13 protein-coding genes are annotated in these 12,568 nt (G+C 57.3%); 8 read left to right on the top strand and 5 right to left on the bottom strand.

The window, feature by feature from the left end; translation table 11 throughout:
• The first annotated feature begins 1 nt into the window (after position 1).
• On the top strand, positions 2-370 hold the full coding sequence (locus tag ACR0KN_RS08730) for a YraN family protein (protein ID WP_480652844.1): 369 nt from the start codon (positions 2-4) through the stop codon (positions 368-370).
• A gap of 61 nt (positions 371-431) precedes the next feature.
• The gene (gene gshB / locus ACR0KN_RS08735; RefSeq protein WP_480652846.1) at positions 432-1,364 is read left to right on the top strand and encodes a glutathione synthase; all 933 of its coding nucleotides are present in this window, start codon (positions 432-434) and stop codon (positions 1,362-1,364) included.
• On the opposite strand, the gene ACR0KN_RS08740 is transcribed toward gshB, so the two are convergent.
• The 4 genes from ACR0KN_RS08740 to cobU are packed head-to-tail and all read right to left on the bottom strand — an operon-like array spanning position 1,361 to position 4,964.
• Positions 1,361-2,875 carry a YifB family Mg chelatase-like AAA ATPase gene (locus ACR0KN_RS08740; protein WP_480652847.1) on the bottom strand — a complete coding sequence of 505 codons (1,515 nt, stop codon included), beginning with the start codon at positions 2,873-2,875 and terminating at the stop codon, positions 1,361-1,363. The two genes, gshB and ACR0KN_RS08740, sit on opposite strands and share 4 nt — an antisense overlap.
• 49 nt (positions 2,876-2,924) lie before the next feature.
• The gene (locus tag ACR0KN_RS08745) at positions 2,925-3,809 is read right to left on the bottom strand and encodes a glutathione S-transferase (protein WP_480652849.1); all 885 of its coding nucleotides are present in this window, start codon (positions 3,807-3,809) and stop codon (positions 2,925-2,927) included.
• A gap of 58 nt (positions 3,810-3,867) precedes the next feature.
• Positions 3,868-4,446, bottom strand: coding sequence for a histidine phosphatase family protein (locus ACR0KN_RS08750; protein ID WP_480652851.1), 579 nt, complete (start codon positions 4,444-4,446; stop codon positions 3,868-3,870).
• Positions 4,443-4,964 carry a bifunctional adenosylcobinamide kinase/adenosylcobinamide-phosphate guanylyltransferase gene (gene cobU / locus ACR0KN_RS08755; RefSeq protein WP_480652853.1) on the bottom strand — a complete coding sequence of 174 codons (522 nt, stop codon included), beginning with the start codon at positions 4,962-4,964 and terminating at the stop codon, positions 4,443-4,445. Before cobU ends, ACR0KN_RS08750 begins: the two co-directional genes overlap by 4 nt.
• A 101-nt stretch (positions 4,965-5,065) precedes the next feature.
• Here cobU and ACR0KN_RS08760 point away from each other — a divergent pair, with 101 nt between their 5' ends.
• The 6 genes from ACR0KN_RS08760 (at position 5,066) to ACR0KN_RS08785 (ending at position 11,630) form a co-directional block, all read left to right on the top strand.
• Complete coding sequence (locus ACR0KN_RS08760; protein ID WP_170474364.1) at positions 5,066-5,944, top strand: RNA polymerase factor sigma-32; 879 nt, start codon at positions 5,066-5,068, stop codon at positions 5,942-5,944.
• Positions 5,941-6,762 carry a ChaN family lipoprotein gene (locus tag ACR0KN_RS08765; RefSeq protein WP_480652855.1) on the top strand — a complete coding sequence of 274 codons (822 nt, stop codon included), beginning with the start codon at positions 5,941-5,943 and terminating at the stop codon, positions 6,760-6,762. The genes ACR0KN_RS08760 and ACR0KN_RS08765 overlap by 4 nt, the downstream gene beginning before the upstream one ends.
• A 63-nt stretch (positions 6,763-6,825) precedes the next feature.
• Positions 6,826-8,022: a bifunctional phosphopantothenoylcysteine decarboxylase/phosphopantothenate--cysteine ligase CoaBC gene (gene coaBC / locus ACR0KN_RS08770; RefSeq protein ID WP_480652857.1), complete on the top strand. Its 1,197-nt coding sequence runs from the start codon at positions 6,826-6,828 to the stop codon at positions 8,020-8,022.
• Positions 8,023-8,048: 26 nt separating this feature from the next.
• Positions 8,049-8,504 carry a dUTP diphosphatase gene (dut, locus tag ACR0KN_RS08775; protein ID WP_480652859.1) on the top strand — a complete coding sequence of 152 codons (456 nt, stop codon included), beginning with the start codon at positions 8,049-8,051 and terminating at the stop codon, positions 8,502-8,504.
• On the top strand, positions 8,504-9,562 hold the full coding sequence (locus tag ACR0KN_RS08780) for a HesA/MoeB/ThiF family protein (RefSeq protein WP_480652861.1): 1,059 nt from the start codon (positions 8,504-8,506) through the stop codon (positions 9,560-9,562). Before dut ends, ACR0KN_RS08780 begins: the two co-directional genes overlap by 1 nt.
• A 52-nt stretch (positions 9,563-9,614) precedes the next feature.
• The gene (locus ACR0KN_RS08785; protein WP_480652862.1) at positions 9,615-11,630 is read left to right on the top strand and encodes a M3 family metallopeptidase; all 2,016 of its coding nucleotides are present in this window, start codon (positions 9,615-9,617) and stop codon (positions 11,628-11,630) included.
• Here the strand turns inward: ACR0KN_RS08785 and ACR0KN_RS08790 are convergent.
• The gene (locus ACR0KN_RS08790) at positions 11,627-12,559 is read right to left on the bottom strand and encodes a 2-hydroxyacid dehydrogenase (RefSeq protein ID WP_480652864.1); all 933 of its coding nucleotides are present in this window, start codon (positions 12,557-12,559) and stop codon (positions 11,627-11,629) included. The genes ACR0KN_RS08785 and ACR0KN_RS08790 overlap by 4 nt on opposite strands.
• Between the last annotated feature and the right edge of the window lie 9 nt (positions 12,560-12,568).

Below are 12,568 nucleotides of genomic sequence, written 5' to 3' on the forward strand. Positions count from 1 at the left end.
CATGCGGCGATCTGTTCGGGGTTCGGTTTCATATCACGCCGGACGTTCGGCAGAGTTTAGCGTTGCCACTGAATACCAGCGCCGAGGGTATTCAATCGCACAGCGCAGATGGCGCGGCGCAGGTGGCGAGATTGATTTGATTGCGCGCAATGCGGGTGGGTTGGTCTTCGTTGAGGTCAAGAAAAGCCGCAGTTTTGAAGCCGCCGCCGCTCGCATCAACCGTCGACAGATGGATCGAATTTGTGCATCTGCTGCGCAGTATCTTGAACAGGAACCCGGCGGGCAGTTGACAAACACGCGCTTTGACGCCGCTTTGGTGGATGATACCGGAACTGTTCAAATCATCGAAAACGCCTTCGGTATGAACTGATCACCATTGAACCCGTCGAGTCTCTGCACCATGTATCAGGCGTGGAATTGAGGGATAGACCATGAAAATCGCCTTTCAGATGGACCCGATCGGGGCCGTGGATATCAATGCCGACAGCTCGTTTCGTTTGGCAGAAGAGGCTCAGGCCCGCGGCCACAAGCTTTTTTTCTATGGCCCGGATCAATTGGCGTATCAGGAGGGCAAAGTCACTGCGCGCGGGCACGACATGACAGTGCAAAGGGTCGCTGGCGACCCGGCTGTTCTGGGGCCAGAACGCGAAGTGGATCTAGCTGATTTCGATGTGGTCTGGTTGCGGCAAGACCCTCCGTTCGACATGCACTACATCACTTCGACCCATTTGCTGGACCGTCTCCGGGGGCAGACCTTGGTGGTGAATGACCCGTTTTGGGTGCGAAACTATCCGGAAAAGCTGCTGGTTTTGGACTTTCCTGAACTGACGCCGCCCACCACAATTGCGCGGGATCTGCTCACCATCAAAGCATTCAAAGAGAAACACGGCGATATCATCCTCAAGCCGCTCTATGGCAATGGGGGCGCTGGTGTGTTCCGCCTTGATGCGAATGATCGCAACCTGACATCGCTGCATGAGTTGTTCACGGGTTTCTCGCGTGAGCCGTTGATTGCACAGAAGTTTTTGCCGGATGTAAGAAACGGCGACAAACGTGTCATCCTCGTGGATGGCGAGCCAGTGGGGGCCATCAACCGCGTTCCAGCCGAGGGTGAAACCCGCTCGAACATGCATGTGGGTGGGCGCCCTGAGAAAATCGGCCTGTCTGACCGCGATATGGAAATCTGCGCTGCAATTGGGCCGTTGTTGAAAGAACGTGGGCAGGTCTTTGTCGGAATCGATGTGATTGGCGACTACCTGACCGAGATCAATGTCACGTCACCCACCGGCATTCAGGAGCTTGAGCGGTTCAACGGTTTGAATATTGCCGAGAAAATCTGGCAGGCGATTGAGGCCAAGTTTTAAGCACCTGCCTTTGCGCTGATGCGAAAGCTCAGCGCCTCGGCGACATGGGGGCGGCGCACGTCCGGCTCTCTATCGAGATCGGCGATGGTGCGGGCGACCCGCAGGATACGGTGGAAGGCGCGGGCCGAAAGGCCGAAACGCTCGGCAGCTTTTAGAAGCAACTCCTTGCCTTCGGAATCTGGCGCGGCGATTTCTTCCAACAGGTTACCTTCGACATCCGCGTTTTGACGGGTCTCGGGGGTGTCGCGAAACCGGTCAGCTTGAACAGCGCGCGCGGCTTCAACGCGCGCAGCCACAGCGGCTGAACTATGGCCCGAAGGTGGCAAATCGAGATCGGTAAAACCTACAGGGGGTACTTCGATACGCAGGTCGAACCGGTCCATTAGTGGCCCTGAGATGCGGCCCAGATAATCCTCGCCACAAGCCGGTGCGCGCGAGCAGGCACGGGACGGATCAGTCAGGTATCCACATTTACAGGGGTTGGCAGCGGCCACCAGCATAAACCTGCATGGGTATTTCACATGGGCGTTGGCGCGGGCGACCATGACTTCGCCGGTCTCAATCGGTTGTCGCAAGGTTTCTAGAACGGTGCGCGGGAATTCGGGAAACTCGTCCATGAAAAGAACGCCGTTATGTGCCAATGAGATTTCACCGGGTTTTGCACCTTTCCCCCCACCGACGATAGCCGCCATCGAGGCGGTGTGATGTGGTTCTCGAAACGGTCTGGCGCGGCTGATGCCGCCTTCGTCCAACAACCCACAAAGCGATTGGATCATCGAAGTTTCCAGCGCTTCGACCGGCGTCAGCGGTGGCAATATTCCTGGCAGGCGCGCCGCCAGCATGGATTTGCCCGAACCGGGTGTCCCGATCATGATCAGGTGATGCCGCCCCGCGGCTGCAATTTCCAAGGCCCGTTTGGCCCTTTCCTGCCCTTTTACGTCTCGCAAATCACGCGCGCTGGGCGAAAGACTGACCTCGCCCGGTGTCGCGGCGGGCAACGCGGATTGGCCGGTGAAGTGCCGCACCACATCTCCTAATGAGCCAGCACCGATCACTTGCGTGGCATCTACCCAAGCGGCTTCCGAGCTAGAGGCGCTGGGGCAAAGCAAGCTACGATCTTCAGCAGCAGCCGTCATGGCGGCGGGCAACGCTCCGACAACCGGAACAAGCGAGCCGTCCAACGACAATTCGCCCAAAGCGACGGCACCCTCTGCGGCGTCCGCAGGAATGATCTCTAGCGCAGTAAGCAAGGCAACCGCGATAGGCAGGTCGAAATGGCTACCTTCTTTGGGCAAATCGGCGGGCGACAGGTTGATTGTGATCCGTTTCGAGGGCAGCGCGATGGCCATCGTGCTCAGTGCGCTGCGCACCCGGTCCCGCGCCTCAGAGACTGCCTTGTCCGGTAATCCAACGATGGAAAACGCAGGAAGGCCCGGAGAAACGGCGCATTGCACTTCGACCGGGCGGGCATCGACCCCTTGAAAAGCGACGGTGTGGGCGCGGGCGACCATGGCAATCCTGTTTTTTTGGTTAACAGGACGTTGCTGCCATGGCTGCGGTTTAGGAATCGTTAACGCCGCCGATCATCGCAGTAAATTTTGGCCAAGCACCAGGGTCGGCAACAGTTTTGTTCCGACAAAACGGGTTGCAAAAGCCCCAAACCTTGCCTTCGAGTTCAAGATAATCCCTCACTGGTTTTCCGGAGTAGGGACAGGCGGAGTTAATGGATGGACCGGTACTGACGGTTGCCGCTTTCGAGTTCTCGCCAATCGGCCAGTTATGGGCGGTAAGGTTTTGTGGATAGGGAAAGGGATTATACTCAATGGTCATGCCCATGGCACGCCATTGCCGAACGGAAATGTCTGAAAGCAGGTCCACGCAGTAGGTGCGATTGGCCTCAGTCACGGGTAGGTCGTAGCCGATAATCCGTGCTGCAACCGGAGTATAGAAGACATCAGCCAACGAGTACGCACCAAACAGAGGGCCCGACTCGGCACCCGAAATACTCCGAGCATGAGCCCAGAGTGTTTCGATCCGCTGCACATCCACCATCGTATTCTTAGAGGGGGTGAAACCTTCCCAGCGATATTTCAACTGCATGGGGCATTGCCCCCGCAGTGCCGTGAATCCGGCGATCATCTCAGCACAAAGCCACCGGGCTGTTGCACGAGCTGCCGGCTTTGTTGGCCAAAGTCCGGCGTCAGGGTGATGTTCGGCCAAAGTCTCTGCCATGGCGAGGCTTTCACCGACCACAGTTCCATCGGGTAGCCGCAATGCTGGTACCAGACGTGCTGGTGCCAGTGGCTTCATATCCGCTGCCATCGTCCCGGAGTAGAGGCCAATCATGTGGGTGCGGTAGGGCAGGCCGAATTTTTCGAGCATCAGCCATCCGCGCAAGGACCAGCTTGAAAACAACCGGTCGCCGATAAAGAGGTCATGGGTCATGCGCCGACGATGCAGGGTCGATGCGCGTTCGTAAATCAGTGATTTGTGCGCAGTCCTATCACGGACGGTGATTGATCCGCCCCACCGACCAGCCAGTTTCGTGGCGTGTAATCTCGGTAACCGAAAGATTATCGATTCGGTGACTGAACGCCTCTTGCGCATCCACGTCCAAGGCACGTTGGATTTGAGTCAGGATTACGCCGAAATGCGCGACCACTACCAAATCGCGTCCTGAATTGTCGGCAATCAAGGTATCAACTACCGCATCGACCCGCGCGCGGACTTCATTCCAGCTTTCCCCATCTGGGGGTCTGACATCTCCGGGATTGTCCCAGTATGCAAAGCAAAGCTCGGGGTCTTCAGCCTCGATCTCAGCAAATGGGCGCAACTCCCATGTACCAAAATTGATTTCGCGAAGATCGGCATGGTGCGGCAGACGCTGGCGTGTGCCTTGAATTGCACTGGCCGTGTCGGCGGCGCGTGACAAATCCGATGAAATCACGACGGCATTGGAGGGAAGGTGCGTTTTGAGACGGCTGATTGCAGCGTGATCGCTCAAGTCAGCGGGCAGATCGGACCAGCCTACCATGGTTTTGGCATGTGTCGGGCCGTGCCGTACCAAATGTAGCCGGGTCACAGGGGTGGTCCCTTTAGAACCCATGGTAGCCCGGCCGTGACCTGCACCACCCGATCCGCCTGTGCAGCAAGTGCTATGTTCAGGCGCCCCTGTGCCTCGCGGAACCGACGCGACAGCGCATTGTCAGGCACGATGCCGTGGCCGACTTCGTTCGAGACGATAACGATTTGCGCTGCGCAGGTTTTCAAAGCGTTCAGCAGTTTGGTTTGCGCTTCGTTAAGATTGCTCTCAGCGAGCAGGTGGTTTGTCAGCCACATGGTTGCGCAGTCGATCAGGCAAACCTGATCCCGCGTCAGTTTTGCGAGTTCTGGCGTCAGATCGAATGGTGTTTCAATCGTCGTCCACCCGCTGCCTCGTTGTGCAATATGGTGCCTGATTTTCAGGCGCATCTCGTCATCAAACACTTGTGATGTTGCGAGGTAAATGCGATTTTTGCCTGTAGAAACAACAGTCTGTTCCGCAAAAAGGGATTTTCCGGATGCAGCGCCGCCCAAGATAAAGGTTAAATCGGCATGCACTTTTATTACCTTTCTGGTGATCCAACCGGTTTTGCCCTGCGTATCGACCCTGAGTCGGCAAAGCAAGCCCGGCCAATCGCCTGTGAAAAAGGGAGATTTGCATGGCACTTGATAACGCACATGATTTTTCGATGTCCCGGCAGGCAATGAAAGCCGAATTGCTGGACGCAGAGACAGAATTGAAGCTGGCATATGCTTGGCGTGATGAACGCGATGAGAAAGCTCTGCACCGCCTGATCACGGCCTATATGCGGTTGGCAATTTCAATGGCAGCAAAATTCAAACGCTACGGCGCGCCGATGAACGATCTGATTCAAGAGGCGGGACTGGGTTTGATGAAAGCCGCCGACAAGTTTGATCCGGACCGGGGCGTTCGATTTTCAACCTACGCGGTGTGGTGGATCAAGGCGAGCATTCAGGACTATGTGATGCGTAACTGGTCAATGGTGCGCACAGGTTCGACTTCTTCCCAGAAATCTCTCTTCTTCAATATGCGAAGGGTTCAGGCACGTCTTGAACGTGAAGCGGCGACCGAAGGCATGGATTTGGATCGCCACCAGTTGCACCAGATGATCGCGGCTGAAATTGGTGTACCGTTGCGTGACGTCGAGATGATGGAAGGGCGGCTCGCCGGGTCCGATTTCTCACTGAATGCGATTCAGTCGACAGATGAAGATGGGCGCGAGTGGATAGATGCGTTGGAAGATGACAGTGAACAAGCCGCCGAAGTGGTCGAGAACAATCATGATAGGCAGCAATTGCGCGAATGGTTGGTTACAGCCATGCAGTCTTTGAACGAGCGTGAGAGATTCATTGTGCGAGAACGAAAGTTGCGCGAACCCGCTCGGACATTGGAAAGCCTCGGTCAGGAGCTTGGTCTGTCGAAAGAACGTGTGCGTCAGCTCGAGGCAGCAGCATTCATAAAAATGCGCAAGAACCTTGAAGCTCAATCGCGCGAGGTGCAACACTTCTTCGCATGAAAGCACTTGCGATTCTTACAGCTTTTGTGTTGCTCGCCGCACTACCTCAGTCGGGCAGCGCCGATGATTATATACCTCAGGATGTCTTGGACGACATGCAAGCGGCGGATGTCGTTATTCTGGGTGAAATACATGACAACCCGCAGCATCATTTCGTGCAGGCCGAAGCGGTTGCGGCAATTGCGCCATCTGCGGTTGTCTGGGAAATGGTGAGCGAAGAAGGCGCACAGCGACTGGCGCAGAAAGCGGTGAGTAATCCTGAAGAGCTGTCCAAAATTCTGCGCTGGGCCGAGTCTGGTTGGCCCCCACTCAGCATGTATTACCCGGTTTTTCGCGCGGCCAATGTGCCCGTTTATGGAGCGATGGTGCCTCGAGCTGCCGCGCGTGCAGCTATGGAGCGCGGAGCAGCGACCACTTTAGGGGCGGACGCGGCCAGATATGGGCTGACAGTGCCCTTGCCTGAGGATGATCAGGCCGCGCGTGAGGCGGATCAGCTTGCGGCCCATTGCGATGCTTTGCCTGCCGAGGTCCTGCCGCAGATGGTTGCAATTCAGCGCTTGCGGGACGCGGTGCTCACGCGCGCCATATTACGGGCCGTAGATGAAACTGGCGGGCCGATTGCAGTGATCACGGGCAATGGCCATGCACGCAAAGATCGCGGGATACCAACTTTTTTGATGCGTTTGCGGCCCGGACTGAAAGTCTTTGTGCTCGGGCAATCTGAGGATGGGCTTATCGACGGAGACTTCGACGCCGTGGTTGATAGCCCTGCTGCAGAACGTGAAGATCCCTGCAAGGCCTTCGAGGCACAGAATTAACCGCTGGAACTGACCGGCGGCGTTGCCTAATGTCAGGGCCGATCGGGACGGGAAGGGCAATACATGCTGTCATCCAAACGCATTCTGCTGATTATTGGTGGTGGGATCGCCGCCTATAAATCGCTGGATCTGATCCGGCGGCTGCGTGAACGCGGTGCCGCAGTGACGCCTGTATTAACGCGCGCCGCGGAGGAGTTCGTGACTCCCTTGTCCGTATCCGCATTGGCCGGTGAGAAGGTTTACAGGGACCTTTTTGATCTGACCGACGAAGCCGAGATGGGTCATATCCAACTGTCGCGTTCGGCAGATCTGATCGTGGTTGCGCCCGCGACCGCTGATCTGATGGGCAAGATGGCAGGTGGTTTGGCGAATGATTTGGCCTCAACGCTGTTGATGGCAACCGATACACCCGTTCTGTGTGCACCCGCGATGAATGTTCGCATGTGGGAGCATCCAGCGACCCAACGCAACCTCGCGCAACTTGAAGCCGATGGGGTGCGATTTGTCGGCCCGAACGAGGGTGACATGGCCTGCGGAGAATATGGCCCGGGCCGCATGTCGGAACCGCTGGAGATCGTTGCTTCGATTGAGGCGCAATTTTCGGCCGGCCCATTGACCGGTAAGCGTATTTTGGTGACTTCGGGCCCGACACACGAACCGATTGATCCTGTGCGTTACATCGCAAACCGCTCGTCAGGTGCACAGGGCACGGCTGTGGCGCGTGCACTGGCAGCGCTGGGGGCCGAGGTTATTTTTGTTACAGGTCCGGCTGACGTTTCGCCCCCTGAAAGGGTGAATGTTGTACGGGTTGAGACGGCGCAACAGATGTCAGATGCGGTGGACGCTGCGCTTCCTGTTGATGCTGGTGTATTCGCAGCCGCTGTGGCCGATTGGCGAGTATCCAGCGCCTCGGACAAGAAGCTAAAGAAAAGTCGTGATGGCCTGCCTGCACTTGAATTCGCTGAGAACCCGGACATCCTGAAGCGCATTGCTCATATGGAAGATGGCCGACCCCTGTTGGTGGTGGGTTTTGCGGCTGAGACGGATAATGTGATCGAACATGCCACTGCAAAACGCGCCCGTAAGGGCTGTGACTGGATTGTTGCGAATGATGTCAGTCCCGCGACGGGCATCATGGGCGGGTCCGAAAATGCCGTGATCGTGATTTCGGAAGAGGGTGCCGAAGAATGGCCGCGCATGGGTAAAGACGAAGTGGCAAAGCGGTTGGCGGTTAAGATCACTGGCGCGCTGACCAAATAGTAGTCGTTGAAATCTGAGGTGCAGTGATGGTGGCAATTCGTGTGATCCGAGAGGAAGGGGCTGATCATTCGGTGCCGTTACCCTCTTATGAAACGTCTGGTGCGGCTGGTGCGGATGTACGGGCTAACTTGCCAAATGGTACGCCAATTGTGTTAGCTCCAGGTGCGCGCACCCTTGTGCCAACGGGCCTTAGGATCGAGATCCCGCTTGGTTTCGAAGTTCAGGTGCGGCCCCGCTCGGGCCTTGCGCTTAAACACGGGATCACCTTGCCGAATACCCCGGGTACGATCGACAGCGATTATCGCGGCCCGTTGGGGGTGATTGTGCTGAATGCGGGGCAGGAGCCTTTCGAAATCACCCATGGCGAACGTATTGCACAACTGATTGTCGCGCCTGTTGTACAGGCCATTTTTCAGGACGTTGAGGTTCTGAGTGAGACCGACCGTGGCGCAGGCGGTTTCGGCTCGACCGGGCGGGTCTGATGCTTCTGGTTCTGATCCTGGCTGCCGCGCTATGGGGCGTTGGATATATCGCCGGTGCGTCGCGCGCCGCGCGTCTGGTTTCTGTTGGCGCTCTGCTAACGGGGGTGATCATTGCTCAACTTGTGCTGCCGGAGGGGAATCCGTTGCGTGAGGCGACTGGCGGGTCTGCAGCGATGTGGCTGATCCTCTCTGGCGTGGTTCTGCTAGCTCTGCTTTATGGGCGGGGCATCAAGGCGTTACGTAGTCGCGCTGCGCCCAGCCCAATGTCGGAACCTGCCACGCCATCCGATCAGTTCAGCGAAACCGAACTTGAACGCTATGCCCGCCATATCGTTCTGCGCGAACTTGGCGGACCGGGTCAAAAGCGGATGAAACAGGCGCGCGTGCTGGTGATCGGGGCCGGGGGCCTCGGCGCACCCGCTTTGCAATATCTCGCTGCCGCCGGAGTTGGCACCATTGGTGTGATCGATGATGACGCGATCGAGAATGCGAACCTGCAGCGGCAGGTGATCCACCGCGATGCGGATATCGGGATGCCCAAGGTATTTTCAGCCCAGCAAGCCATGGTGGCGCAGAACCCCAATGTCGTGGTTCTGCCCTATCATCGCCGCCTGACTGAAGAGATTGCTGCTGAACTGTTTGCTGATTTTGATCTGATCCTTGATGGTACAGACAATTTCGACACCCGCTATCTGGCCAACCGGACGGCTGTGGCGCTGGGCAAGCCGTTGATCTCGGGAGCGTTGTCGCAATGGGAAGGGCAACTGAGCGTGTTCGACCCAGCCACTTCCGGCCCGTGCTATCAGTGTATATTTCCTGAAGCCCCGGCCCCTGGTCTGGCGCCCTCTTGTGCCGAGGCAGGCGTAATCGGGCCGTTGCCCGGTGTCGTCGGCTCGATGATGGCGGTTGAGGCGATCAAGGTGATCACCGGTGCCGGGCAGGCGTTGCGGGGTGAGATGTTAATCTACGACGCGCTTTACGGCGAAAGCCGCAAGATCACCTTGGCGCACCGCGCAGATTGTCCGATTTGCGGGTCAGGAGCTCAAAGTTCAGACTAGCTCTGGATCATTGCGTCGGGCGGTCTTAGCTATGAGGTCAAAGGAGACCTCAATGACCAACCCGATCCTGTCCGACTGGAATACGCCCTTCGAAATTGCCCCATTTGCGACGATCTCGGATGATGATTTCACTCCTGCGCTGGAGCAGGCGATGCAAGCGCATGATGCTGAGATCGATGCGATTGCGGCAAATCCGGACACGCCCACTTTCGCCAATACGATTGAAGCACTTGAAGCCGCCGGTGAGCAGATGGACAAAGTCTTGTCGGTGTTCTTCACCGTCGCAGGCGCTGACAGCAACCCCAAGCGCGAGGAACTCCAACGCGCGTTTTCACCGAAACTCGCCGCACATTACTCACGCATTTCTTCGAACAAATCCCTATTTCAGCGGGTGGCTGATCTGTGGGATCGGCGCGACGAATTGGGTCTGACCGACGAACAGGCGCGCGTTCTGATGTTATCCCATCGAGGATTCGTGCGGGCTGGGGCCGCGTTGACCGGAGATGACGATGCGAGGATGCAAGAGCTCAAGGCCCGTCTGGCCTCATTTGGCACGTCTTTCACGCAGAATCTGTTGGCAGATGAGCGGGATTGGTTCATGGAACTCGCCGAAGAAGATCTGCAGGGATTGCCCGGTTTTGTCGTCGATACAGCCCGGGCAGCCGGACAGGAAAAGGGCGCGGATGGGCCGGTGGTGACGCTGTCGCGATCGCTGATTGTGCCGTTTCTGCAGTTTTCACCTCGCCGGGATCTAAGAGAAAAAGCCTATCGTGCGTGGACGGCGCGTGGTGCAAATGGCGGTGAGACTGACAATCGCGAGATTGCTGCCGAAATCCTGAAACTGCGTGAAGAACGCGCCAAGCTGCTCGGCTATGACAGCTTTGCCGGATACAAGCTGGAAACCGAGATGGCACGGACGCCTGATCGGGTGCGCGACCTTCTCATGCAGGTCTGGGAACCTGCGAAAAAGCGAGCAGATGCAGACGCCGATGAGTTGACACAAATGATGCAAGAGGACGGCATCAACGGCCCATTGGAAGCCTGGGACTGGCGTTACTATGCCGAGAAACGGCGCAAAGCCGAACATGATCTGGATGAGGCGGCGCTGAAGCCCTATCTGCAACTGGATCGGATGATTGAAGCCTCGTTTGCCTGCGCCAATCGTCTGTTCGGGCTGGAATTTGCTCCGTTGGATGTGCCTCTCTACCATCCTGATTGTCGTGCGTGGGAGGTAACCCGGAACGGCGAACATGTTGCGGTCTTCATCGGAGACTACTTTGCACGTGGATCGAAACGATCAGGCGCATGGTGCAGCGCAATGCGGGGGCAGGCAAAGTTTCCGAATGTACAGACGCCTGTCGTTATCAATGTGTGCAATTTCGCCAAGGGTGACCCGGCGCTGCTGTCTTATGACGATGCGCGAACACTGTTCCACGAATTCGGCCACGCCCTGCACCAGATGTTGTCCAATGTGACCTATGAAAGCATTTCTGGCACCTCAGTGGCGCGTGATTTTGTCGAGCTGCCCAGCCAGCTTTACGAACACTGGCTGGAAGTGCCGGAGGTATTGGCCGAGTTTGCCACGCACGCGGATACCGGTGAGCCGATGCCGCAGGAAATGCTAATAAAGGTTCTGAAAGCGGCCAATTTTGACCAGGGCTTTCAGACTGTGGAATATGTTGCCTCGGCGCTGGTTGATCTGGCGTTCCACGATGGGGCAGCGCCCGCTGATCCGATGGACAAACAGGCCGAGGTTCTTGCGAAAATTGGGATGCCTTCTGCTATCGGCATGCGCCATGCCACCCCGCATTTCGCCCACGTCTTCGCGGGCGACGGCTATAGCTCGGGCTATTACAGCTACATGTGGGCCGAGGTTATGGACGCGGATGCCTTCGCCGCCTTCGAAGAAGCAGGTGGAGCGTTCGATCCGGAACGCGCCAAATCGTTGGAAGACAATATCCTTTCTACGGGTGGATCACGCGAGGCTGAAGATCTCTATTTGGCCTTCCGTGGCCGCCTGCCCGGCGTCGAAGCCTTGCTTAAGGGTCGCGGTTTGATTGCTGCCTAGTAACCGAGGTCTCTATCGACGAGGTGCAGGAAGGGCTCTCCTGCCTCACCTCGTCGGATGTTTTCGCATATCACCTGTGCTGCTGTGACGGGGCGCGTTTCCGAGGCAATGTGCGGTGTGACAGTTACATTAGGATGCACCCAGTACGGATGGTTGACCGGGAGCGGTTCGATCCGGAATACATCCAGTGTGGCATGTCCGATCTGTCCCGAATTCAGCGCATGCAGCAAGGCGTCGTCATCAATCAAAGGCCCACGCCCCGGATTAACGATCTGTGCGCCTTTGGGAAGCAGGGCGAGCGTGTCTGCATTCAAGATGTTTTCGGTGGCAGGTGTATCGGGCAACAGGAGCACAACGATTTCTGCCTGCGACAGCGCTTCTCGCAACCCATCCTGCCCGTGCAGGCAGGTCACTCCGGGGATATCTTTTGCGGTACGGCTCCAGCCGATGACATGAAAATTCAATGCGGCCAGAGCGAGGGCAGCGGCCTCACCCAATGCGCCCAATCCCAATATGCAGACCGTGCGCTGAGAGGCCAGCGGCGGAGCATCCGGTGTCCACGTGCCATCCTGCTGCGTGATGTGACGGTCCATGCCAAGGTGATAGCGCAGTACGTGCCCAACCACCCATTCGGTCATGCCCTGCGTCAATCCACCATCGACCATCCGCGCCAGCGGAACGGTAAGCGTTTCATTGCCCGAGATCTTCTCAACCCCTGCCCAGAGGCTCAGCACCGCTTTGAGCTGCGTGAAGGGAGTGAAATCCTGCACTCCTCCGTTCGGGGCATAGACGATGTAGTCAACCTGATCTGCTGGGATGTCTTTGGCTAAGTGAAAATCCAGCCCCGCTTCGGTCAGGTATTGCCGCATCAGAGGCTCATACTCTGGCCACAACTCAGGGCGCGCGGAAAACAGGACATTCACGGGCATGGGGAACCT

The sequence above is a fragment of the Ruegeria sp. AP7 genome (assembly GCF_056539905.1).

Coding starts and splice junctions, on each gene's coding strand:
- ACR0KN_RS08790 (WP_480652864.1), bottom strand. CDS start 12,559: ATGCCCGTGAATGTCCTGTTTTCCGCGCGCCCTGAGTTGTGGCCAGAG.
- ACR0KN_RS08780 (WP_480652861.1), top strand. CDS start 8,504: ATGCTTCTGGTTCTGATCCTGGCTGCCGCGCTATGGGGCGTTGGATAT.
- ACR0KN_RS08760 (WP_170474364.1), top strand. CDS start 5,066: ATGGCACTTGATAACGCACATGATTTTTCGATGTCCCGGCAGGCAATG.
- gshB (WP_480652846.1), top strand. CDS start 432: ATGAAAATCGCCTTTCAGATGGACCCGATCGGGGCCGTGGATATCAAT.
- ACR0KN_RS08740 (WP_480652847.1), bottom strand. CDS start 2,875: ATGGTCGCCCGCGCCCACACCGTCGCTTTTCAAGGGGTCGATGCCCGC.
- dut (WP_480652859.1), top strand. CDS start 8,049: ATGGTGGCAATTCGTGTGATCCGAGAGGAAGGGGCTGATCATTCGGTG.
- ACR0KN_RS08785 (WP_480652862.1), top strand. CDS start 9,615: ATGACCAACCCGATCCTGTCCGACTGGAATACGCCCTTCGAAATTGCC.
- coaBC (WP_480652857.1), top strand. CDS start 6,826: ATGCTGTCATCCAAACGCATTCTGCTGATTATTGGTGGTGGGATCGCC.
- ACR0KN_RS08730 (WP_480652844.1), top strand. CDS start 2: ATGCGGCGATCTGTTCGGGGTTCGGTTTCATATCACGCCGGACGTTCG.
- ACR0KN_RS08745 (WP_480652849.1), bottom strand. CDS start 3,809: ATGACCCATGACCTCTTTATCGGCGACCGGTTGTTTTCAAGCTGGTCC.
- ACR0KN_RS08765 (WP_480652855.1), top strand. CDS start 5,941: ATGAAAGCACTTGCGATTCTTACAGCTTTTGTGTTGCTCGCCGCACTA.